This window comes from Neobacillus cucumis (assembly GCF_016908975.1).
GTDB lineage: Bacteria > Bacillota > Bacilli > Bacillales > Cytobacillaceae > Neobacillus > Neobacillus cucumis.
In genome coordinates this window covers 1-25,047 of the sequence record NZ_JAFBEX010000018.1, presented here as the reverse complement: position 1 = coordinate 25,047, position 25,047 = coordinate 1, and the positions used below count along the sequence as shown (strand labels likewise).

Here is a 25,047-nt window from a genome sequence, read left to right as displayed (position 1 = left end):
GGGTATGATAAATAAAAATTCTCCCATTCCTATTTATTATCAGTTAGAGGAACTTATTAAAGTATTAATTGAAAAAGGTGAGTTGAAGCCAGGCGATGCCCTACCGCCCGAAAGAGAGTATGCAGAAAAATATCATATTAGCAGAATGACGGTTAGGCAAGCCTTTACCGACCTCGTAAATGAAGGATACTTATATCGACAGCAGGGAAAAGGTACATTTGTTGCAGAGCGTAAAATTGAACAAGGCTTGCAGGGACTAACCAGTTTTACGGAAGATATGATTGCAAGAGGGTTAAAACCGGGCAGCAAACTGGTTAAATTTGAAATGATACCTGCTTCCAGTCAAATCGCAGGGCAGCTAAAAATAGCGGAATATGGACCAGTTTATGAGATTTCCAGAATCCGTTTGGCGGATGATGTACCGATGGCATTAGAAACCAATTATATTTCAGCTAATCTGATTAAAGGGATTACAGAAGATATTGTCAATGAGTCTCTTTATGCCTATATTGAAGGAAAGTTAAATCTTAGGATTGCCAGTGCATCCCAAACCATTGAGTCTTCGGTCGCTAGTCAAAGTGAAGCTAATTATTTGAACATTAAAATGGGAGATCCCGTACTCCTTATTCAGCGGAATACCTTCCTTTTAGATGGAACTCCTTTAGAATTAGTAAGATCTGTGTACCGTGCTGACCGTTATAAATTTATGATACAGATGAAACGATAATCTCAATTTGGGGATGATTATACATTGTACGAGTTATATTTCCAAAAGATAAACGAATTATTAGGATTAATAAATAAAATGGAAAAGGAAACGATTAAGGCTGCAGGTGAAAAAATTGCTCAGAGCATCCAAAATGAAGGAATTGTTCACGTTTTTGGTTGCGGGCACTCTCATATTTTAGGGGAAGAGGTTTTTTACCGTGCAGGCGGACTTGCGCCCATTAACCCCATTCTTATTCCTGATTTAATGCTGCATAAAGGGGCAGTACGATCATCAAATTTGGAAAAAAAGGATGATTATGCAGATCAATTTCTTCCCGATTTAGATATTAGACCAGAAGATGCTATGTTAGTGGTTTCAACGTCAGGTCGAAATCCTGTCCCTATTGATGTTGCCCAATTTGCTAAACAACAAGAGGCTACTGTTATAACGATTTCATCCCATATCTATACAAAAAATATATCTTCAAGGCATAAAAGCGGAAGATATCTGTCTGATTATGCCGATATCGCTATAGATAATCACATACCGACTGGGGATGCGCTATTGGAACTTTCTTCTTCAGTTGTCCCCTTCGGTCCAGGTTCAACGGTTATTGGAACAGCTATTATCAATGGAATAATGGTTGAAGCGATTAATCATATGGTCAAAACCTCTTTTTTACCGCCTATTTTTAAAAGCAGTAATACCGATGGGGCAGTAGAGCATAACAGATATTTAATCGATAAATATAAAAGCAGAATTCCACTACTAGAGAATTAGAAAAAATCGCAACAAAAGCATAGTCACCTGCTTTTTTATACGTAAATTACCATTAATACTTTCCTTAAAAAGATCAAAAATAAACCTGCAAGGCGATTTTTTTAAGGGGGTATTACGATTGATAAAAAAACCGGTTGGCTTTTTAGTAACAGCTGTGCTCACAATGGGGCTTGCTGCATGTAATATCAATGATCGTAATGATATTAATGACCGTAATGATATAAACGATCGAACAGCTGATCGAGTTAGAATGGATACAAATGACAGGGGGAATCGTATTGTAGGCAATGGCCGTGATAATGGAATTGACCACAACGGGCTGCTTACAGAGGATTATTCAAACCGTGACAATAATGACAGTGATGCAGATAGAAACCTTTTTAATAATAAGCAGAAAATTAGAAAAAATAATGATGATACGTTGTCTGCTTATCAAACAAATTTGAATAGCAATCAGTATCCACATACTCAAGCTGTTTTAGTAAGAGATGCCAAATATCAGTATATTACGATTGACCCTAGACAACGAAACTGGTTCCAATTTGGATTTATCCAACCTGGCCAACCTAATACCCAGACACCTTCAGTCCAAGTACCTGTAGGACAGCAAACAACACGCCAAGCACCTAATCAAGCACCTGCACAGCAGGCAACACCAGTACCAAGTCAGCAGCAGACACAAGCGCCAAGTGGTGCAGCGCAAAATAATACCGCTGCTACTGGAACTGTAAGCCAGTATGCTCAACAAGTGATTAATTTAACAAATCAACAAAGAGCGAAAAATGGTCTTCCGGCTTTAAAAGCAGATGCACAGCTAAGCAGTGTGGCTCAGAAGAAGGCAGTAGATATGCAGCAAAATCATTATTTTTCTCATACCAGCCCGACCTATGGGTCTCCATTTGACATGATGAGGGACTTTGGTGTTACCTATAAGGCTGCTGGGGAAAATATTGCTCAAGGACAACGCACACCACAAGAAGTAGTAACAGCATGGATGAACAGCGAAGGTCACCGCCAAAATATTCTAAGTCGTAATTTCACACATATTGGGGTAGGATTCGAACAAACAGGGAAAAACTGGTCTCAAATGTTTATTGGCAAATAGAAAAGCGTAAGCGCCCGGTTAGCGAACGATAGGACTGGAGCCCATCGACTGAGATAAAGGAAAACAGAAATGCGGAAGCGACTTGTTCAGGGGCGACAGGCATAAGACGAGCCGGCGAGAAGGGTGCTCTTTAGCCTTCTTGACGGATTGGCTTATGACCCCGAGCCCCTAGTCGCTGAAGCTAGACAACACGAAGAGCGTTAGCTTTTTCGTGTTGACTTATCGTAGGGAGATGGGTGAAGCCTTCTCGTCGCTGGGCGCTGGAGCTGGATATTTCTCAAAGCCAAAATTGTATTTTTATTTTTGTTAAAACAAAACCGGCAGAATTTAAACTCTGCCGGTTTGTTCCATTTTCTTTATGGAGATGGTTGGGAATTCAAAGTGAAAAGTGGTCCCTTTTCCTACTTCGCTCTCCACCAAAATTGTTCCATTCATCGCCCGAACGAGACTATAAACAACCATCATCCCTAAGCCAGTTCCATTTTTCCCTTTTGTTGAATAAAATGGTTCGCCTAATCGCTCAAGCTGCTGGCTAGTCATCCCAACCCCGGTATCTTTCACCATGATTGTCACTTCGTCCTGGCTGTATTCGGTTGAAACGTGTAAAGTTCCACCATGCGGCATTGATTCAATAGCATTTTTTAGGACGTTCACAAAGCATTGTCTAAACTTTTGTTCATCCCCTTGTATATAACCAATGATGCAAAAATCAGTGACGATTTCAACGGAGTATTGGTTTGCTAAGGGTTGTAAAAGATTAATGATTTGCCGGAGTTCACTTTTGACATTTAAATCTTCAAACTTTTCTATTGCAGGCTTTGCAAACGTCAAGTAATCCTGAATGACCTTTTCGGCTAAAAACAATTCTTCCCTAACGATGGCAAGATATTCTTTTCTTTTTTGTCTTGATAAGTAATCGTCTTGCATTAGCTGGACAAATCCACTTGCAGCGGTAAGAGGATTTCTAATTTCATGGGAAATAGCTGCCCCCATTTGTTCTACTGCCTTTAGTTTTTCGGTTTTAATAAGCTGCTGCTGCATTTCATTCGTTTTTCTTACAAATTCAATACCATAGGATATGATACCAAACCCAAGTGAAGGCATGATTAGGAAGCCGAACCATGCATCAAATTGTTTGACAGATAAGTTATCAAAACTCATTCCCACCACGCTAAGCATACCAAGGGACATCCCTATACCAATTGTAAAAAATATTCGTTTGGTAGGTGGTTGCTTTAAAAACCAAGGGTATAGCCGCCATAAAATCAATGCTAATGGGACATAAAAAGCGAATGTTTGCCAAAGACCAATATCGACACCATATAAGCTTCGTATACCAATCATGGCTACTACAAGCAAGGGACCAATTCCAACATATAAACCGCCAAGAACGATTGGAATCATTCTTAAATCAAATCTTGCATATGAAACAGGTGCGTAGGAGAACTGAATACATAACCAAATGGTTACAATAAACAATGTTATCATTGAGGGCTTAGAAAGGGAGAAATTCTTACTTTTTTCAAGTAAAATTAAACTAATAAATAGTAAAATAATTAACAGAGAGAGATTGATGAAAAGGTGTGTCGTGATCTCCATTTTCTCACCACCATAATGAGCTCATAGGAAAATTTTACATTTATTTTTACCAAGTTACAACAAAATTTGCAAAATATTTTGAAAAAGTGATATATTCCCTGTTAACAGGAAACCTGGAAGGTCTCAAACCGGAATTCTCCCAGGTTTTTCGTAAATTGAAATGGTATTTCTGCCCCTTGATTTTGATTGATATAAAGCAGAATCAGCAGCTTTAATTAAAGTGTCGGGAATACTTTGTTTCACAGGATATATAGAAGCCATTCCGATACTTAAAGTGATAATATCAGCTACATCTGAACTTGCATGTGGAACTTGAAGTGAGCGAACTGTATCTTGGACCTGCAGTGAGATGTTGTATCCATCCTTTGTATCACAAGACGGCAGAATAATGGCAAATTCTTCACCGCCATAGCGGCAAAATGTATAATTCGATTGATATTGATCTAAAGAAAATAGATTATTCACTGCTTGGGCAATCGTCTGTAGACAGGCGTCCCCTTTAAGATGACCGTAGGTGTCATTGTATTTTTTAAAGTAATCAATATCAAACATAATCAGTGTAATGGGTTGGTTAGAATTGTTAGTTTTTTTCCATTCCTTTAGAAGTGTTTCATCAAAATACCTTCGATTGGCAATGCCTGTTAAACCATCCATATAAGATAAGCGATTAAGAAGTTCATTAGCTTCTTGCAGTTTTTGTTCCGTCAATTTTCGGTTAGTAATATTTCTTGAAACAATAATTACTTTTTTCTCATCATCTTCTAGATCAGGTACACTTTTTAAAGTGGACTCAATCCAGATATAGTCACCGAACTTGGTTCTATAACGGTACGTAGATTCAGCTGAACTTTCCTGTAAGGCTTTTTGAAACATATCATTTGTTCGTTCGACATCTTCAGGATGTATAAATTTGCCCATGCCTTTACCTAATAATTCAGGATATTCAAATTGGATTACCTCTTTCACTGCAGGGGATATGTATACATATTCGCCTTGTTCATTGTGTACGGTGATCATGTCACTCGAATACTCTGTGATTAAGCGGAATCTTTCTTCTGTTTCTTTTAACTTAATATGACTGCGTTTTAATTGATTTTGGGTCTCATTCGAATCAACCACAAAAACGAAAAAATAGTAGCCGAACAATCCACCAATAAAAGAAATTAGGTAGTGCATCATTAATACATTTTTTAGAACTGCGAAATCTTCGATCCGAATCATGAAGATGATAGATACAATGATTAATCCACACATGTTCATAATAAAAGCTTTTACTGTACGTTTGACTTTTAATGTTGAGAGAATGCCGCACGTAATTCCAGTTAAGAGTACCCCAATGGAAGGAAGGAAAGCGGTACTGCTAAAACCAAACAAAACAAATCTTCCAATGGCAATAAGTGACGCTGAGATAATTGCTGGAATAAATCCTCCAAAAGCAGCGGCAATAACAATGGCTAAATGCCGTAAATCTGCATATATGTCCGGGCTTACCTCTATAGAAAATGACATTAATACATTACCAAGAATACCGAAACAGATTCCCCAGTAAAGTTTGGAAGAGAGTGGTGAATTGGGATATAATGGCTTATCTTTAAACAGCACGCCCATAATCGAGAAAGATGCAATTAAGAGTGCTGCATTTGAGACGAAATCTTTTAGCATTAAGATTCTCCTGTTGTTAATAGAAATAAATGCTAGTGGTGTCATTATTTCATAATAACATTATACAATACATTACTATATTGTAACAAAAAACAATATAAAGTAAAAAAGCCTCCAAGTAGGGAAGCTTTAAATTATTACCTATACTTGAACTAAGCCTTTAGCAAATGCTTTTGCTGCTGAACGCGCGTTTATTATTCCTTGTTCAAGAATTTCAGGTACTCGTTGCGGGTTTATATCGAAGCCCTCTGCCACAACGGTTTCCATCACGTTAATTCCTAAAAAGCGAAGAGCGATTTTTAAATAACGGTCACCAGACTCCAATTCTTGCATCGGGGTGTTAGTGTATTGCCCCCCTCGAGTTTGAATATGTATCGCTTGTTTATTAGACAATAGTCCTTTAGGACCATTTGGAGTGTGTGCAAATGTCTTGCCTGAAACAAATAAATTATCTATAAAGGCCTTTAAAACTGCAGGTGAATTTAAATTCCACATTGGAGAAACAAACACATAGTAATCATAGGTCATAAACTCATCTGTAAGTGCATGCATTTTTGTGATTTTTTCTCTTTCCGGTTGAGATAGTTGATCAAGGGTATATCCATAACCGGCTAACTTTCCTCTTGCCAAAACTAAGTCAGCATCCATTTGTGGGAATTCAAAGGAAAATAAATCTATTCTGGAAATCCCAACTTCTGGACGTTCCTCTTGAAATGACTCTAAAAATGCTTCGCCGATTTTAAGGCCTTTTGATTTTTCAAGTCCTTTAGGGTTCGCGGTTACATATAGTAATTTTTCCATTCAGTCACAACCTTACAATTTAGTGCATTTATTAACTTTATTATAAAAAAAAGTATTTTGGTTTACTTTGAACAATTGGTGAAAGTGATGAACATTAAGTGAAATTTATAATGATTAAACAGTTACGTCATAAATATAAACCTAATATTTGCCGGAAATACTATAGGCATATAAAATTTACGAAATAATTGAGAAGATAAATTCAAAAGATAATAAAGCCATTGGCTACAAAATTCGATTTTATTTTCAAAAAATAAGCACTTTTTTATTGTCAATAAGGTTAGAATATGGTTATCTATAGAAATAAAGATAGAAAGAGGGATAGTATGTCAAAACAACAAATCGGTGTCATCGGTCTTGCAGTAATGGGAAAAAACTTGGCGTTAAATATTGAAAGCCGCGGATATTCTGTTGCTGTTTTTAACCGCTCATATGATAAAACCGAAGCATTTTTGAAGAATGAAGCTGAAGGAAAAAACTTTGTCGGTGCTCATACTGTAGAGGAATTTGTTAATTCCCTAGAAAAACCGCGCAAAATTTTATTAATGGTTAAGGCTGGAACAGCTACTGATGCAACTATTGATTCTCTAAAACCATATCTTGAAGAGGGAGACATCTTAATTGATGGAGGTAATACTTTCTTCCAAGATACAATTAGACGGAATAAGGAATTAGAAACGGCTGGTTATCATTTTATTGGTACTGGTGTTTCTGGTGGGGAAGAGGGAGCATTAAAAGGTCCTTCTATCATGCCTGGCGGTAAGAAAGAAGCATATGACCTTGTTAAGCCAATCTTAGAAGCCATTTCCGCTAAAGTTCAAGGTGATCCATGTTGTACATATATCGGTCCAAACGGTGCTGGTCATTATGTAAAGATGGTCCATAATGGTATTGAGTATGGAGATATGCAATTAATAACAGAAGCCTATTTTATTTTGAAAAATGTTTTAGGCTTAAATGCAGAAGAACTTCATAGTGTGTTTGCAGAGTGGAATAAAGGGGAGTTAGACAGCTACCTGATTGAAATTACTGCAGATATCTTTACAAAAATCGACGAAGATACTGGTAAGCCATTAGTAGATGTTATCCTTGATACTGCAGGACAAAAAGGTACTGGTAAGTGGACAAGCCAAAATGCTCTAGATCTAGGTGTACCACTTCCAATTATTACTGAATCCGTGTTTGCCCGTTTCATTTCAGCAATGAAAGAAGAGCGTGTAAAAGCAAGCAAAGTATTAGCTGGACCAGAAGTAAAATCATTTGAAGGCAGCAAGGAAGAGCTAATTGAAGCGGTAAGAAAAGCTCTATATATGAGTAAAATTTGTTCTTATGCTCAAGGATTTGCTCAAATGCGTGTTGCTTCTGAAGAATATGATTGGAATCTTCGTTATGGTGATATCGCTATGATCTTCCGTGGCGGCTGTATCATCCGTGCTCAATTCTTACAAAAGATTAAAGATGCATATGATCGTGATTCTGAATTAGCGAACCTATTATTAGACCCTTACTTTAAAGAGATTGTGGAGAACTATCAGTCAGCTCTACGTCAAGTTATTGCTGTAGCGATTGAGCGCGGTATTCCGGTACCATCATTCGCAAGTGCAATTGCTTACTATGACAGCTATCGCACTGAAACATTGCCTGCAAATCTTTTACAAGCACAACGTGACTACTTCGGTGCTCACACATACCAACGTATTGATAAAGAAGGCGTGTTCCACACTAATTGGATGGAATAAGAAAAGCGCAAGCGCCTTGATCAGCCCAGATATAGGGAGATTTATCAATGGTAAGCAAAGCGTAGCCAAGCACAAGACAAGCCGGCTGAAAGGTTGCACTTTAACCTTTTGGACGGCTTGATCTAAATGTGGAGGCGACAGTTCAGGGACTTTAGGCTAAGACGCACCCTGCAAGAAGGCGTTCTTTGCCTTCTTCAGGGGGTAGTCCCAAGGAGCCACAACTGGATAAGCTTGTGACCTCGAGGGGCTAGGCGCTGGAGCTGGACAATTCTCAAAAAAAGAAGCTGTCCTAAAAGTGAAAACACACTTTTAGGGCAGCTTTTTTAAGTCCATTTTATTTCTTTTAAAAGTTGCTGTGTAAATAATTGAATAATAAATTCATTGTAATAATCTCTTCGGACTATTGCTTGATAACTGTTATTTGGATGTATGTAAAAGTAAATATCGGTTAACACTTTATTTTCGTCAAAATACTGCCGCACCTTTTTAAGTTTATTCTTTAACTCGCTATCAAATAATCTAATTTGAAATTCTACATCATTCCCGTTAATCGATTCCTTCAGTTCGAGAAGATTTTGGTCATAAGTATACTCGACTTTCATCTTTATCACCCTTATATTAAGTATCTTAAATAAATATAAATAGTACAAATGATAATGGATAGGATCATTAATGGAAAGGCGATTAATAGGAACTTTCCAAAGGTAATCAGGTGTCCCTCTTTTGCAGCAAGTCCCGCTACTATGACGTTGGCGCTTGCACCAATTAAGGTACCATTTCCTCCAAGACATGCCCCCAAAGATAGGCTCCACCACAAAGGTTCTAAATTATGTATCCCCAGCTCTCCCATATCTTTTATCATAGGAATCATAGTGGCAACAAAAGGTATGTTATCGATAAAGGCGGAGGCAATTGCACTAACCCAAAGTATTAAAATGGAGGTAGATACCACGTTACCGCCTGTTAAATGAACGGAGTAATTAGCTAGTATAGAAATAACTCCAGTTTCAATTAATCCAGAGACAAGAACAAACAAACCAATAAAGAAAAAGATGGTGGTCCATTCTACCTTTAATAAAGATTTATCTAAATGTTCTTCGCCAGTTAATAGAAGTAATAGAAAGGCACCTGCTAATGCGACTGTTGCCGATTCAATATGGAGCAACTGATGTAGGAAAAATCCCAATATTGTTAACGTAAGGGCTGTTAATGATTTGACTAATAGTGTTTTATCGGTTATTTCTTCACTTTCGTCTAAATCCATTAAACTAGCTTTTAATTCGTTAGATGTTCGGAGCTGTTTGCGATATATGAATGCTAAAATAGCGATATTAACAAATAAGATGAAAAAGGAAATGACTGTTAAGTTATTAATAAATGCCATAAACGTTAATTCTTTCACAGCGCTTCCTAGCATGATGTTTGGCGGGTCGCCAATTAAGGTGGATGTTCCACCTATATTGGAAGCGATAATTTCAGTAATCAAAAACGGTATAGGATGAACCCTTAATTGCCTTGTGATGCTAAAGGTGACAGGAACCATTAGTAACACCGTGGTGACATTATCTAATAATGCTGATCCTAGAGCTGTTATAATTCCGAGGGCAAGTAATATTTTTAATGGATCACCTTTTACTTTTTTGGCAGCCCAAATGGCGATGAATTTAAATAATCCTGTTTCTGATGTAATTGTGACAATAATCATCATGCCAGTCAACAAGCCAATTGTATTAAAATCAATGTGACGTAAGGCCCTTTCTTGATCAACAATCCCAAACATAACTATCAATATTCCACCTGCCATTGCAATAATGGTACGGTGAATTTTTTCGGTGACAATAAAGGCATAGGAAACTAAAAATATACCTATGGCAATCAGTGCTTGCGTAGACAAAAATGACCACTTCCTTATGTAATAATTCCCTAAAAATGCAAAAAAGGAGCCTGTTTTGACAGACTCCACCAAAAATCAACATATATAGGATATGTTTTATTCTATAAAACCATGCATGTAATGTAAAGGGGAAATTTGCCATTATAAGCCTAATTTTTTAATAAAATCAACCGTTTCTTCGTGTTCTTCTTTGACTAATTGATACAATCCTTTATCAGTTTTGACAAGTGGCTTTCCATTTTCATCCGTTATAGATTTTGTGTACGATTTCCTCGCTACGATTTGCCACTTTCCGGCACGATGGCTTAACTTAAGATCAATAATTCCAAGTCTACTCCCAAAGGCAGCCGCCATGACAACCGGCTTCTCATTAATTAATCCTGTCTCCAAATTGGTATTCGGAAGACTTTGAAAAACTGGTCCTGGAAATACACTATGGGAGTGACCCGCCAGGATCACATCTATTTCAGGTATTTGGGTTAGATAATACACAGCATTTTCTGTATCAGGTTGATAGGGCTCACTGCTGATGCCTGTATGGGCCAAAGCAATGATAATATCTGCTCCTTTTTCCTTCACGATCGGAACATACTCCTTGGCTGTTTCGACTATAGGTTTTGCAAATACCTTTCCTTCCAGATTTGCCTTATCCCACCTCATGATTTGAGTAGGCATAAAGGCAATAACGCCAATTTTGAGTTCATGCGTTTTACCACTTTGATCAATGACTGTTCTTTTTAAAATTGTATATGGTTTAAAGTAAGGTTTATTTTTCTTAACGGAATAGACATTAGCGTTCAATACAGGCATCTTGGCCCCTTTTAAAGCTGTCTTTAAAAAACCTAAACCGTAATTAAATTCGTGATTTCCTATGGCAATAGCATCGTATTTTAAGTAATTAAATGCACGATACACTGGATGTGTTTTGCCTTTTTTCATTCCTCGGATTCTGGCTAAATACTCACCAAGTGGATTCCCTTTTAGATGGTCACCATCATCAAACAATAAAGTGTTTTTACTTTCTTTACGCGCTTCCTTTATGAGTGTCGCTGTTTTGACCAGTCCGATTCGATTGTCTATTTTGGTTTGATAGTAATCATAATTCATTAAATCTGCGTGAATATCTGTAGTTTCTAGGATGCGCAAATCGACTGATTCTTGGTTGACCGGTCCTGTTTCCGCCGTTAATGAAGTAGAAGAGAAGGAGAAGAGTGAAGTGATAATAGTTAGTAAGAATAACATAGTTTTTTTCACTAAGATTACCTCCAACATTTTTGGTGTAGGTAATCTTAGTATGGTTTTTTCTATTTTAATTATCCTAGAGGATCTGGTTTCGAGTTTGGGGAAAGCTTTGCCTTGTAGTCAGTGGCTTGTGCCTGAATGAGAAGGGCATTCGCACAAGCCTTGGCGAAAAAAAGTCAAGTCCACTTAATTGTGTAATAGTGTCAACAATGATTATCAACTATTAAGAACAACTTAGTATAGTGAACTATAATTTACTTCGGACAGCACTAAGAGATCTCTATCTAGAGCTGTCCGAACATGGCTTACCTTCGGACAACTCCATATGATTTTTGGCTAGAGCTGTCCGAACATGGCTTAACTTCGGACAACTCCGTATGATTTTTGGCTAGAGCTGTCCGAACATGGCTTAACTTTGGACAACTCCGTATGATTTTTGGCTAGAGCTGTCCGAACATGACTAGACTTCGGACAGCTCCGCGTGATTTTTGGCCTGAGCTGTCCAAATTTGGTTAGACTTCGGACAGCTCCACGTGATCTCTACCTTGAGCTGTTCAAACATGGCTAGACTTCGGACAGCTCCGCGTGATTTCTGCCTAGAGCTGTCCGAACATGGCTTAACTTCGAACAACTCCATATGATTTTTGGCTAGAGCTGTCCGAACATGGCTTACCTTCGGACAACTCCATATGATTTTTGGCTAGAGCTGTCCGAACATGGCTTACCTTCGGACAACTCCGTATGATTTTTGGCTAGAGCTGTCCGAACATGGCTTAACTTCGGACAACTCCGTATGATTTTTGGCTAGAGCTGTCTGAACATGGCTTAACTTCGGACAACTCCGTATGATTTTTGGCTAGAGCTGTCCGAACATGGCTAGACTTCGGACAACTCTGCGTGATTTTTGGCCTGAGCTGTCCAAACTTGGTTAGACTTCGGACAGCTCCACGTGATCTTTACCTTGAGCTGTTCAAACATGGCTAGACTTCGGACAGCTCCACGTGATCTCTACCTTGAGCTGTTCAAACATGGCTAGACTTCGGACAGCTCCGCGTGATTTCTGCCTAGAGCTGTCCGAACATGGCTTACCTTCGGACAACTCCATATGAAAAAAGGAGCTTGAGTCCGAAGGAGAGGGGCATTTGGACAAGCCCCAGCGAAAAAAAGGAGCATGTGTCCGAATAAGGAGTGCATTCATCTGTTTCTCATTAACTCTATGCCCTCCCTAATTAGGCTGGCTTTCGGCCATGTTTTTTCACTCTCTTAAAGTGATAGCCAAAGAACCACCAATTCCAATCACCCAGCAGTCTCATTAAGGCTGGAACTAAAACCATTCTTACAATAGTTGCATCAATAAAAATGGCGATCGCTATCCCTACTCCCAGTTGCTTCACCGGCATAACCCCTGTAAAAGCAAATGCTCCAGTTACAACAATCATAATCGCTGCCGCGGAGGTAATAATTTTACTCGTAAAGGTTAATCCCGAAATGGTCGCTAAAGTATTGTCACCTGTAGTAAGATAAAATTCCTGTATCCTTGAAATGAGAAAAACCTCATAGTCCATGGAGAGTCCGAAAACTAGGCTGAAAACAAATACAGGTAAGATTAAGGCAATGTCTACTGGTACTATGCCCAAATGTCCCTTTTGGAAAATCCAAACCACAACACCAAAAGTACAGGCTAGACTCAACATATTCATTAAAATGGCTTTTAGAGGAATTAATAGGGAACGAAATGCAGCCATTAGAATAATTAGAGTCGATAAGAAAATCAGTAATAATCCATAAGGAGCCTTTTGATATATTTCATCAAAAATCTCTTGTTCAAATTTGATAGGACCGCCAATAAAGGCCTGAATACCAAGTTTTTTTTGCGACCAATTTCTTACCCATTTTCTAGCTTTCGAAGAATGCTCCCCCGTTTTTAAATAAACCTCCACAAGCATCTTATTATCCCTAATAAAGTACTCCTTTAATGGAGCAACTGAGCCTTTGTCACCATGCAGGAGAAACTGATAGAGCTGTTCATCATTTTTAATATTTGATGCCGTAAATGGAGAAAAAACAAAATGAACAAGGTCCTCCTTTTCAAGAGTGTGAATAATCTTACTTACTTTATTAAAATTATTCTTTTCAGTAACAGGACCATTTGTTTTCAGAACAAACATTACCTTTTTATCGTCACTTTTTTCATTACTAATAAACTGCTCTTGATATGTTTCTAGTGCTACCCGTGATGGGTACTTGGCAGGCAGAGAGTCCGTACCAGGAATGGATAAAACCATCTGCTTTACAGGAACTAAACCAGCTAAAAGAATAAAGAGTGCCAGGAGGGCCATCACGATTGGATGATTCATCACGAGTTTGGCAAATCTGTACCAAATGCTATCTTTTTGTTTGGAAACACGAATAACACTTAGTTTATTAATATTTTTTCCTAATAGTCCGAGTATGGAAGGAAGAAAGCTTAAAGCTGAGATTCCAGAAATGAGGACGACAAGCATTCCCCCGAGGGCTACATTTTGAAAAATGTCAATTTTAATAAACCAAAGACCTGATAGTCCAATAAAAACACATAGTCCGGAGAAAATAATCGATCGACCAGCTGTTCTAATCGTCATTTCAATTGCCTCTTGAACCGATTTAGATTGTAACTCCTCTTTATATCGGTTAATGAACAATAAGGCAAAATCGATACTTAGAGCGAGCCCAATCATTGGAACAATGTTTAGAATGAAAATCGTTAAATCAACACGAAAACTAAAGAAGTAAACAGTCCCCATTGTGATAAGGATCGAAACGATTCCAATCACAATGGGAAGAGCAGCAGCAACTAGACCTCCAAAAGCAAGAATGAGAACGACCAACGCAATTGGAAGACCAATCATTTCTGCCTTCTCCAAATCTTCTTGGCTTGCTATATCTAAATCCTGAACGATAATGGGTTCCCCGGTCATCGTGACCTTTAAGCCTTGTTTATTTTTAAGGATCTTTTTTAACTTTGATATTTCTTTTCCAAGACTCTCAGCTTTTTTATCAAAAGTAAGTAGTCCATAGGCATATTCATCTTTAAACATCCCTTTTTTGTCAAACGGAGAAGTAATATCTCTAGCCTCGTCAAAGTTCCTTAACTTATGGAATGTATTTTGGATAAACTGTTGAAATTCCGCATTACTAATTGCTCTATCTTTTTGAAAAAAAAGAATAATGGTAGATTTTGGATAACCGAAATCTGCTTCAAGGAGTTTTCTTGTTTGATTATATTCTCCTTTGTATTCAAATCCATTTCCACTTAACACAGTAGGTAATTTAAGCGCAAAAAAGCCAAAAATTACAATCGCTGTTAACCAAATAAATAGTACCCATTTTCGATTTCTATAGATAAAGCTTCCTAATCTCTCCAAGAAATTCCCCTCCTTAGAAGTACGATGGAGTATGGCAAATACATTCATGTTTTTGTATATCTTTCCAAAATAGAACTTGAAAATTCATACTTCCTACACTGAAAAATGTTAGTGTAAAATACTAATTCTACAAATTTGTGAATTCACAGCCTAATTTTGATACAATAAAGTAATTACAAAGTATATAGTTTACCGTTAGTATGTCATAATAACGGTAGTAAAAGCTAAGGAGGAAAGTAGTATGACACAAACAATTATCAATATGATTGATCATACATTATTAAAAGCAGATGCCACCCGTGAAGATATCCTAAAAATTGTCCATGAGGCAAAAGAGTATTTATTTGCATCCGTATGTGTAAACCCAACATGGGTAAAAACGGCAGCTGAGCTCCTTGCAGATACCCCTGAAGTAAAGGTTTGTACCGTAATTGGCTTTCCTTTAGGAGCATCTACTTCAGAAACGAAGGCATTTGAAACTAAAAATGCTATCGAAAACGGAGCAGATGAAGTTGATATGGTTATCAATATTGCTGCTCTTAAAGATCAAGAGGATGAATTAGTTGAAAGAGACATTCGTGCCGTAGTTGAGGCTGCAAAAGATAAAGCACTAGTTAAAGTCATTATTGAGACGTGCTTGCTGACAAATGAAGAAAAGGTTAGAGCATGTGAGCTTGCTGTAAAAGCAGGGGCTGATTTTGTGAAAACCTCGACAGGCTTCTCAACGGGTGGAGCCACCACCGAAGATATCCGTTTAATGCGACAAATAGTAGGACCTAATATAGGTGTAAAGGCTTCTGGTGGGGTTAGAAGCCGTGAAGATGCGGTAGCGATGGTGGAAGCAGGAGCTACCCGGATTGGCGCAAGTTCTGGTGTGTCTATTGCAAAAGGGGAACGCTCAAATAGCACCTATTAATTTTTTACATAATTAAGTGAAAAAAATTCAAAAGAGAAGCTATTTCAATGGAATAACTTCTCTTTTTATTTTGAATTAAACTAGAGAATAGATAAGGATGGATGACGATGTTTAAAAAGATAGGCTTTATTGGGGCAGGGAAGATGGCCCAAGCGATGATAGCCGGAATTGTTAAAGCAAACAATGAATTAAAGGAAAAAATCATGGCAAGTGCTGCTACTGAAAATTCGATAAATGCTGTATCTGAAAAGTTTGGTATTCTAACAACTATACACAACAAGGAAGTTGCAAGATTTGCCGATATTCTCATATTAGCCATTAAGCCTGATTCGCATCCAAAAATTATTGAAGAAATAAAAAGTGAAATAAATCAGAACACCATTATTGTTACAATTGCCGCTGGCATTAAGCTAGCAGATTTAGAACGTTTATTTGGTTTTCAGGTTAAGGCTGTAAGGACGATGCCGAATACACCTTCATTGGTGAAAGCAGGTATGAGTGTACTTTGTGGAAATAAATGTATTCTTGAGGAAGAGCTGATCCTAGTAGAACAATTATTTCAGTCCTTTGGTCAAACAGAGAGGCTTGAAGAGAAACTAATGGATGCGGTGCCAGCTATTAGCGGATCCTCACCGGCATATGTTTATATGTTCATAGAAGCGATGGCGGATGGAGGAGTACGCCAAGGGATTCCAAGAGATAAAGCATATAGGCTGGCCGCACAAGCCGTATTAGGAGCGGCCAAAATGGTTCTGGAAACAGGTGTACATCCTGGAGAACTAAAAGATCAAGTTTGCACTCCTGGCGGGGCAACAATTGAAGCAGTTGCGACACTTGAAAAAGAGCAGTTTCGAGGGGCAGTCTTAACCGCAATGGAGAGCTGTACAATCAAGGTAAAGAGTTTAGGATAAATGATTTCAAGGATTCCATAATGGGGGTCCTTTTTTATATAATTAATTATAATAATTTTCTACATTTTTCGACCTTGTTCGTAGCATAGAAAATCAATTAATAATACACTTTAGATAAACACAAACTTAGTTCATAACAGTTTTTATGATAAACGTTAATAGAGGTGCCGATCGTTAATGGAATTTAGCAAGTATAAAAATATACAAATTCAAAAAATTAAAAGCCTACTATCTGAGTGGAGGACAAGGGAGGAACCCATCAACCATTCAGAAGTGTACCGTTTTCTGCACTCCATCCAAGGTAGTGCAGGGACATTACAGTTAGGAGGTCTTCACCAGCTTTCCGGGCATTTGTTGAGTAAACTAAAATTGATGGAAGATAGGCAATGGGAAAAGGAAGAATTAAGAACGTTTTTAGATGAATTAATCAACTTAACGGATGAATATGAAACCTTTTCTTCAACGGAATATGGGAACAATAAAGATCATCGATTTGAAGAGAATGTACCGCTGATACAAATTATTGATGATGATATTTCAATGATTATTCTTCTCAAGGACGTCCTAGAAGAAAGCGGATGGATGGTAGCGGCAAGTACAGACCCTAAAAAGGCAATCTCACAATATTACGATTTAAACCCGGACTGTGTAATTATTGATATACACTTACCTGGAATCAATGGAATTCAATTACTGGAGAATATTCAACAGCATACGCATCAACACTTTGTCCCTAAGATTATGATGAGTCTCATGAATGATCGAGAAACACGAATGAAGGCCTATAAACTGGGTGCTGATGATTTCATTGAAAAACCGATTGATTTAGAAGAATTAACGGTTCGGATTGCCCATCATTTGAAGAAAAAAGAATTAGTGGATAAATTAGTCCTTATAGATGAGCTAACACAGGTTTATAATCGTAGATTCTTACCACATGTATATAATCGCAACCTCAGAGATATGAAACGGAATAAACAACCTTTCAGTATTGCTATCCTAGATTTAGATCATTTCAAACAAATAAACGATTCTCTTGGCCATATTAATGGAGATAAAATCCTTTCAGCATTTGCCGCATTTTTAAAAAGTCACACACGAAGCACTGATATAATTTTTAGATTTGGTGGTGAGGAATTTGTCATTATCCTTGAAAATACTCACCAGCTTGAAGCAGCAGAGAGTGTTTCAAGATGGCTGACGAAGTTTTCCAAGACCCCATTACAGATAGATAATAAGACCCTTTTTATTACTTTTTCAGCTGGTATTTATACCATAAATCACCAGGAAATAACGCTGGAAACGGCTCTAATGGCCGCGGATCAAGCCTTGTTTACGGCAAAAGCTAATGGCAGGGCTCGAGTAGAAATCGCTAATGATACCATCGTGGATTTGCCAAAAAGGAAATTATTGGTATCCATCATAGATGACGACCCTATTATTCGGACAATGCTGATGCGAATCCTTAATGTAATGAATTTTTCCAATTTTGATTTAAACTTAGCAGAATTCGGAGATGGAGTTCAGTTTTTTAAATCCAATCGATTAGAGGAGAAAGGTGAACATTTTTTAATCATTGACGGAGTAATGCCTGTAATGGACGGCATCGAAATATTACAACAGGTTCAAAAAATAAAACATAGTCATAATATCCATGTTCTCATGCTGACCGGCAGAAAAAGTGAAGCAGATATTGAAAAGGCCTTAGCACTAGGTGCCGATGATTATGTAACAAAACCCTTTAGTATTAAGGAGCTACAAGCTAGAATACAAAGGTTAATAAAAAGGATGAAATAATTTGTTGACACATGAGTTGCTTTTCCTTTCCATACTAACACTATCTTTAGTTGGAATACTTGCCCTTTTGCTAGGGTATTTGACCATCAGAAAAACGATTGAAATTCAAAAAAGCAAAAAAATGGAATATTACCGTGGAATATACAATCCACTTATTTCTTCCATCCTAATTGAGGGGAGTTTTTCAAGAAAGCTGAACCCGGATACTGTTCTTCAGCAAAAGGTAATTGAACAGCTGTTAAGCAGATACACAAAAGTAATTGAAGGTGAAGTTGAAAAAGAACGGTTATCATCATTAGCTTCAATGTATTTATCCGATTATTATCAAAAACAGCTTAAAAGCAAAAAATGGAGCATCCGGATGAATACGCTATATCATATTGAGGATTTCAATATGATCAATCTTACGGAAAGCGTTTATCAATTATTAAATAAGAAACGTCTTTCACATCAAGAACTTGTTCACATACTTAGAATTCTCGCACTATTTCAATTTAGGGAGTTATTTGAGCTACTCACAACCAAATATCATGAACTAACTGAATATGATTACCGCCATATCTTAATACCATTAGAGACGAAGAACTTTGACCAATATGTTCTCCATTTTCATAATGCACGTCTACCGCTTCAAAAGGCTATTATTGATGTGATAGCACGTAAAAGAGAGGTCAGCTATACTACATTTCTTGAAAAGATATTCTCAAACTATTCAGGAGAAATAAGGATTAGGGCTTTAAAAGCTTTGGCGGAAATTGGTTATGTAAAAAAAAGCGAGCCTTATCTAGACCTTCTCTATTCCGAAAAGTGGGAAGAACGAATGGTGGCAGCCAAATTAATCGGTTCACTAAAGGAAAAAAGTGCAATACCTCGATTAATTGAACTGATGCATGACCGAACCTGGTGGGTTCGGTCACAGGCTGCACAAGCAATCATTCAATTTACTAATGGAAAAGAAATTCTAGGGACTATATTGGAATCTTCAAAAGATACATTTGCAAAAGATATGGCCTGGGAATGGCTGCATAAAGGGGTATAGATAGATGCCATTTATTCAATGGGGAGATATTGTTACGGCATTTGCTTGGTTTATTGCTGTTTATATGGTAATTGTTATTATTTTTTATTCAGCAATTCTCATTATTTCTATTTTTCAGCTTCGAAAGGAATATCAGCTTGATCGGATTCAGGCTTATGAAGATTATTTGGATGAGAGTTATACCAAACCGGTTTCGATTATTGTACCTGCTTACAATGAAGAGGCTGGTATTATTCAAAGTGTGCGTTCCTTATTGAGTATCAATTACCCGACCTTTGAAATCATTGTGGTAAATGACGGTTCAAAAGATAATACCGTGGAAAAGATGATTGATTTCTATGATATGAAGGAAATTAAAAAGGCCGTTCGCATTCAAATAAATGCAAAGCCAATCAAAAGGATTTACCAATCGTCGATACTTTCAAATTTATTCCTCATTGATAAAGAAAATGGCGGTAAAGCAGATGCTCTAAATGTCGGATTGAACTTCTCGCATTATCCCTATTTTTGTTCGCTTGATGGGGATTCAGTTCTAGAGGAAGATGCTTTTTTAAAGGTAATGAAACCAATCGTTGATTCGGATGAAGAAGTAATCGCCTCTGGCGGCAGTGTAAGGATTGCTAATGGTTGTGAGATTCATAATGGTCATATTCAAAAAGTTGGTCTTTCAGATCGACCCATTGTGGTCATGCAGATTATTGAATATTTACGTGCCTTTTTAATGGGGAGAATTGGTTTAAGCAAACATAATTTGCTACTCATTATTTCTGGTGCTTTTGGTGTTTTTTCAAAGCATTGGGTTATTGCTGCAGGAGGATATCGAACCGATACCGTTGGAGAAGATATGGAACTAGTTGTCCGCATGCATCGGCTGTTAAAGGAAAAGGGACTTAAGAAAAAGATTGTTTATGTCCCCGATCCAGTTTGTTGGACGGAAGTTCCTGAGGATTTGAAGTTTTTACGAAGACAGAGAAGGCGATGGCATAGGGGACTGTTTGAAAGTTTATGGACCCATCGGAGATTAACGTTTAATCCTAAGTATGGATCCATCGGACTGCTTGCTTTTCCTTATTTTTGGATTGTAGAGTTTTTTGGTCCAATTATCGAATTAACTGGCTATATTTTTATGGTACTGTGTTTGTTTTTAGGAGGAATCTACATCGAATTTTCCATCCTGCTATTTTTACTTTCTTGTTTATATGGCTCGATTTTTTCCATGGCGGCCGTTCTACTAGAAGAGTGGAGCTTAACTAAGTACCCTAAAGTTACAGATATACTCAAGCTCTTTCTCTATTCATTAACAGAAACGATTTGGTATCGCCCCATGACTGTTTTTTGGCGCTGTGAAGGGGTTTGGCAAATAATTAAAGGGGACACAAGCTGGGGAGAAATGAAAAGAAAAGGTGTTTCAAAATGAAGAAATCATTATACTTAGTGGTTTATTCCATCTCACTGCTAGTTGTGGTAACCAGCCCCTTTTGGTTATGGAAATCGCAGCCTGCTAAGAATTTGAATGTTTTAATTGTTGATAAAACAGTACCTAATACGTCCTACCGAGAGCATAAAGGATTGGTCTGGATATTAAATAATGCCAAGTATTTTAAAAATGGAACAACTCCTTATTCAAATGAAAATGATTATAAGGGATTTGAACCAAAGGGAAATCAGAACTACACGGTTGTTCCATTACCAAAAGACTTAGGGAAGTACGATGTTTTTTATTTAACTGATCAATACGGTGTCTATAAACAGGAATTTTATGGACAAAATCCGAAGGGTAACAAATCGGCGAAGATTTATGGTGGATTAAAATTAAGTGAAGTAAATCAAATTAAAAAGGCGTTAACCGCGTCAAAAAAGAAAACATTAATTGCTGAATTTAATACGTTTGCAAGTCCAACTTCCGATCGGGCGAAGGAGGAAATATCCAATTTACTGAATGTGGAATGGTCAGGCTGGATTGGTCGTTATTTTTCCGATTTGAATAGCACTGAGGTACCTGAATGGGTAAAAGAGAATTATCTAAAACAGGGAAAAAAATGGATCTTTAATGGGGAAGGTTTTGTATTTGTTAGTAAGAATAATTATATAGTGGTAATTGGAAAAGATGATATTCAAGATTCTGGTCTCCATTTTAAATTAACCAGTCAGGGAAAGAAACTATTTTCCGAGAATATTAAGGGGACCTACCAATATTGGTTTGATGTCATTGAAGCAAAAAATAAACAAGAAATTTTAGCCAACTATCAGCTTCCTATATCGGATAAGGCCAGTGGAAAATTAAAAGGTTATGAGATACCGACTGAGTTTCCTGCTGTTATTTATCATAAAAATGCACGATATTCTTCCTATTATTTTTCTGGAGACTACGCTGATGAAGAGGATGTTCCAGGTATCTACCAGACAAAAGGGCTTGATAAATGGAAAAAGACCTTCGGGTTTAAACAATCTTTTTATTGGACTGCCTATGTACCGATGATGAAGGATATCCTCAAAAATGGTTTAAAACAGGTTGAGCCCCAAGAGAAGGTAGAACTAGTTGAATCGAATGGAATTAAAACCAATAGTAAAACAAATGATGCTTATATCCAAATCCAAAAGAATGGAAAGTGGCAAAACTTTTTAATTAAAGGTGTGAATATGGGGATTGGAAGACCTGGTTATTTCCCAGGAGAAACAGCAATCACAAAAGAGGAATATTTCCGATGGCTTCAAGAAATTGGTGCAATGAATGCCAACGCTATTCGGATTTATACCCTTCATCCCCCCCAATTTTATGAGGCCTTTTACGAATATAATCAAATAGCTAAAAAGCCGTTATACTTATTTCACGGTACATGGGTTAATGAAGAAAACTTAATTAAAACCCAGGATGCCTTTGCCAAAGTGAATGTTGATGATGCTAAACTAGAAATCCGAAATATGATTAATATTATTCACGGAAATGCTAATCTAGCAAAAAGGCCAGGACATGCATCAGGTGTTTATAAGTATGATATTTCAAAGTATGTAATTGGAACGATTATCGGTACAGAATGGGATCCGTCCATGGTCAATAACACCAATACCAAACATGCTGGGATGGCTCAATTTAAAGGAGACTCTTTTCAAACGGAAAATGCCAACCCGTTTGAGATTTGGCTCGCCCAATTAATGAATTATGCGGCGGAATATGAGGCAAAACAATACCATTGGCAGCACTCGTTGAGCTTTACCAATTGGGTAACAACTGATTTGCTTCAGCATCCTTCTGAACCATTAGAAACAGAAGATTTAGTATCGGTTGATCCTAATCATATTAAGCCGTCTGCCTCCTTTAAGGCTGGTGTTTTTGCATCTTATCATATCTATCCATATTATCCTGATTTTCTTAGCTATGAAAAAAAATACTTAAATTATAAAGATGCGAGTGGAAAGAAAAATAATTATGCCGGTTATCTTCATGATCTTCGTTCCGCACATCAAATGCCCGTATTAGTGGCGGAATTTGGTGTCCCATCTTCAAGAGGATTAACCCATAAAAACCCTTATGGTATGAACCAAGGTTTTCTTACTGAGGAGGAACAAGGGACCATTGATCAACACTTATTTCAATCAATTATTTCTGAAAAGTATGCAGGCGGGCTTGTCTTTTCATGGCAGGATGAATGGTTTAAACGAACATGGAACACGATGGATGTCGATAATCCCAATCGTCGCCCCTATTGGGATAATCAACAAACCAATGAACAGCATTTTGGCTTGCTTGGATTTGAACCCGGGAAGAAGGAAACGGCTATTACTGTCGATGGTTCTGCCCAGGATTGGGAAATTGCCGGTACAAAAATAGCATACAAATCGAATAGTAATCAGAATTTAAAAGAAGTACGGTTCACATCTGACAGCGGGTATTTGTATTTCCTATTAAAATATAATCAACCAATTGATTATAAAAAGGAAGGCACATACCTATTACTCGATACAATTGGCATTCAGGGGCAAACAACTATTCCGATTAATCAACCAACCAAAGTAAAAACAGATTATGGAATTGACTTTCTGATTAAACTTCAGGGTCCTAAAGATTCGCGAATATTGGTTGATAGTTATTACGACACCTTCTATTATCAGTATGGAAAAGTTTTGAAAATGATTCCCGTAGAGCCATATGCGTCTATAAAAAATAGCGGCGTATTTAATCCGATTCGGTTAGCCTTAAATAAGAAGCAAATAATTCCTTCTACGAAAGAGGTAATACCTTTTCAAGATTATGAAACAGGAGTTTTAAAGTTCGGTAATGCGAATCCTTCCAGCCAGAATTTCAACTCTTTAACTGATATAAGTGTGAGTGCGGATAAAAAGGTAGTGGAAGGAAGAATTCCGTGGCAGTTATTAAATGTAAAAGATCCAAGCTTAAAAGAAGTTATGGGTGACGTCTGGAAACAAGGATTGTCAGGGAGTGTGGAAATAAGTGGAATCAAGGCTGCCGTTGTTACGACAGAAAATGGGGCAGTAAATCAAACTATTCCAAAGTCAGTTAATGGAATCCTGAATCAAACGGGGGCGATAACTTATACTTGGAATAAATGGGAGCAGCCTGAGTTTTACGAACGGTTAAAGAAGTCTTACGAAATTATGCAAAGAACGTATGGCTCCACGGATATTAAACTAACGAAATAAATCATTATAAAACCACCGGCGTATATGTTTCCGGTGGTTTTTAATGTACAAGAGGTTTTTTTGACACCGTGATAGTTGTCATCAACCCTACACAAATAATGGTGAGAATTGAATAAAAGAACTTTTCAAGTCCGACCACTTTAATTCCGCTTGTAATAATTAAACCATCAATTAGAAAAATAATAATTCCAATATTAACCGAGGTGAATTTGGTTAACAGCTGTGCTAATAAATCCGTTCCACCTGTACTTGTTTCATAACGAAGCATCAGACCAATACCCACTCCAACTAGTAAGCCACCGATGATGGTACTTGGAAGGATGCCAATTTGAATTTTTCCATTAATAAAGGAAAATAAATCGATACAAAAGGAAGAAATGATTAATCCGTGCAGACTATAAAAAAAATAACGGCGTTCGAAAAACCAGGCTAAAACATATAAAGGGAGACTTAAGAAGATTATACTTAGCCCTGTTGGGAGTCCATAAAAATAATGAATAATTAATCCCAATCCAATAACACCGCCATCGAGCAGATGATAAGGAACTAAAAATCCATTGACACCAAGGCTTAATAGTACTGAACCAATTAGCATTGCGCATATTTTTTCCTTCATGTTACCCTCACCTCGGGGACTTGTCCTATAGATAATATCTATGTGTCTAAAGGAGATTTAGAAGGGTTGAAAGAAAATAAAAAGAGGCTGGGACAAAACCCCTCCTAGAACCTAAAAAGCCTGTGAAATTTTACGAGCAGTAAAATTTCACAGGCTTTGATTTTTTTCAAAACA

19 protein-coding genes are annotated in these 25,047 nt (G+C 37.4%); 10 read left to right on the top strand and 9 right to left on the bottom strand.

From position 1 onward, the window contains the following. Positions 1 to 4: 4 nt before the first annotated feature. From JOC76_RS21150 to JOC76_RS21140, 3 genes are all read left to right on the top strand, one after another. Positions 5 to 727: a GntR family transcriptional regulator gene (locus JOC76_RS21150; RefSeq protein ID WP_205180775.1), complete on the top strand. Its 723-nt coding sequence runs from the start codon at positions 5 to 7 to the stop codon at positions 725 to 727. Between the two features lie 24 nt (positions 728 to 751). Continuing rightward, complete coding sequence (locus JOC76_RS21145; RefSeq protein WP_205180774.1) at positions 752 to 1,489, top strand: SIS domain-containing protein; 738 nt, start codon at positions 752 to 754, stop codon at positions 1,487 to 1,489. A gap of 397 nt (positions 1,490 to 1,886) precedes the next feature. Next, a complete protein-coding gene (locus tag JOC76_RS21140) occupies positions 1,887 to 2,594 on the top strand; it encodes a CAP domain-containing protein (RefSeq protein ID WP_307784751.1) in 708 nt (235 codons plus the stop codon). A gap of 327 nt (positions 2,595 to 2,921) precedes the next feature. On the opposite strand, the gene JOC76_RS21135 is transcribed toward JOC76_RS21140, so the two are convergent. From JOC76_RS21135 to JOC76_RS21125, 3 genes are all read right to left on the bottom strand, one after another. Then, entirely contained in the window at positions 2,922 to 4,193 is a 1,272-nt protein-coding gene (locus JOC76_RS21135) for an ATP-binding protein (protein WP_205180773.1), read from the bottom strand. Between the two features lie 123 nt (positions 4,194 to 4,316). Beyond that, a complete protein-coding gene (locus JOC76_RS21130; RefSeq protein ID WP_205180772.1) occupies positions 4,317 to 5,855 on the bottom strand; it encodes a diguanylate cyclase domain-containing protein in 1,539 nt (512 codons plus the stop codon). A 141-nt stretch (positions 5,856 to 5,996) separates the two neighbouring features. Beyond that, the gene (locus JOC76_RS21125) at positions 5,997 to 6,656 is read right to left on the bottom strand and encodes an FMN-dependent NADH-azoreductase (protein WP_205180771.1); all 660 of its coding nucleotides are present in this window, start codon (positions 6,654 to 6,656) and stop codon (positions 5,997 to 5,999) included. Positions 6,657 to 6,982: 326 nt separating this feature from the next. Here JOC76_RS21125 and gnd point away from each other — a divergent pair, with 326 nt between their 5' ends. Beyond that, positions 6,983 to 8,395: an NADP-dependent phosphogluconate dehydrogenase gene (gene gnd, locus JOC76_RS21120; protein ID WP_205180770.1), complete on the top strand. Its 1,413-nt coding sequence runs from the start codon at positions 6,983 to 6,985 to the stop codon at positions 8,393 to 8,395. A 323-nt stretch (positions 8,396 to 8,718) separates the two neighbouring features. On the opposite strand, the gene JOC76_RS21115 is transcribed toward gnd, so the two are convergent. The 5 genes from JOC76_RS21115 to JOC76_RS21095 form a co-directional block, all read right to left on the bottom strand. Further along, positions 8,719 to 8,997: a hypothetical protein gene (locus JOC76_RS21115; protein ID WP_205180769.1), complete on the bottom strand. Its 279-nt coding sequence runs from the start codon at positions 8,995 to 8,997 to the stop codon at positions 8,719 to 8,721. An 11-nt stretch (positions 8,998 to 9,008) separates the two neighbouring features. Next, positions 9,009 to 10,289 (bottom strand): ArsB/NhaD family transporter, encoded by a 1,281-nt coding sequence (locus tag JOC76_RS21110; protein ID WP_205180768.1) that lies wholly within the window; start codon positions 10,287 to 10,289, stop codon positions 9,009 to 9,011. Positions 10,290 to 10,430: 141 nt separating this feature from the next. Further along, the gene (locus tag JOC76_RS21105) at positions 10,431 to 11,543 is read right to left on the bottom strand and encodes a metallophosphoesterase (protein ID WP_205180767.1); all 1,113 of its coding nucleotides are present in this window, start codon (positions 11,541 to 11,543) and stop codon (positions 10,431 to 10,433) included. Between the two features lie 448 nt (positions 11,544 to 11,991). Continuing rightward, positions 11,992 to 12,168, bottom strand: a complete 177-nt coding sequence (locus JOC76_RS21100) for a hypothetical protein (RefSeq protein ID WP_205180766.1) — start codon at positions 12,166 to 12,168, stop codon at positions 11,992 to 11,994. Between the two features lie 592 nt (positions 12,169 to 12,760). Then, positions 12,761 to 14,935, bottom strand: a complete 2,175-nt coding sequence (locus tag JOC76_RS21095) for an MMPL family transporter (RefSeq protein ID WP_205180765.1) — start codon at positions 14,933 to 14,935, stop codon at positions 12,761 to 12,763. A gap of 241 nt (positions 14,936 to 15,176) precedes the next feature. Between JOC76_RS21095 and deoC the strand changes: the two genes are divergently transcribed. The 6 genes from deoC to JOC76_RS21065 all read left to right on the top strand — a co-directional run bounded on the left by deoC (position 15,177) and on the right by JOC76_RS21065 (position 24,257). Beyond that, complete coding sequence (gene deoC, locus JOC76_RS21090; RefSeq protein ID WP_205180764.1) at positions 15,177 to 15,851, top strand: deoxyribose-phosphate aldolase; 675 nt, start codon at positions 15,177 to 15,179, stop codon at positions 15,849 to 15,851. Positions 15,852 to 15,958: 107 nt separating this feature from the next. Then, positions 15,959 to 16,762: a pyrroline-5-carboxylate reductase gene (gene proC / locus JOC76_RS21085; protein ID WP_205180763.1), complete on the top strand. Its 804-nt coding sequence runs from the start codon at positions 15,959 to 15,961 to the stop codon at positions 16,760 to 16,762. Between the two features lie 177 nt (positions 16,763 to 16,939). After that, complete coding sequence (locus JOC76_RS21080) at positions 16,940 to 18,559, top strand: response regulator (protein ID WP_205180762.1); 1,620 nt, start codon at positions 16,940 to 16,942, stop codon at positions 18,557 to 18,559. Position 18,560: 1 nt separating this feature from the next. Beyond that, positions 18,561 to 19,598: a HEAT repeat domain-containing protein gene (locus JOC76_RS21075; protein WP_205180761.1), complete on the top strand. Its 1,038-nt coding sequence runs from the start codon at positions 18,561 to 18,563 to the stop codon at positions 19,596 to 19,598. A 4-nt stretch (positions 19,599 to 19,602) separates the two neighbouring features. Beyond that, complete coding sequence (locus JOC76_RS21070) at positions 19,603 to 21,015, top strand: glycosyltransferase family 2 protein (RefSeq protein ID WP_205180760.1); 1,413 nt, start codon at positions 19,603 to 19,605, stop codon at positions 21,013 to 21,015. Further along, positions 21,012 to 24,257 carry a hypothetical protein gene (locus tag JOC76_RS21065; RefSeq protein WP_205180759.1) on the top strand — a complete coding sequence of 1,082 codons (3,246 nt, stop codon included), beginning with the start codon at positions 21,012 to 21,014 and terminating at the stop codon, positions 24,255 to 24,257. Before JOC76_RS21070 ends, JOC76_RS21065 begins: the two co-directional genes overlap by 4 nt. A 40-nt stretch (positions 24,258 to 24,297) precedes the next feature. Here the strand turns inward: JOC76_RS21065 and JOC76_RS21060 are convergent, their stop codons facing one another. Further along, the gene (locus JOC76_RS21060) at positions 24,298 to 24,873 is read right to left on the bottom strand and encodes a YitT family protein (RefSeq protein ID WP_205180758.1); all 576 of its coding nucleotides are present in this window, start codon (positions 24,871 to 24,873) and stop codon (positions 24,298 to 24,300) included. Positions 24,874 to 25,047 lie beyond the last annotated feature (174 nt).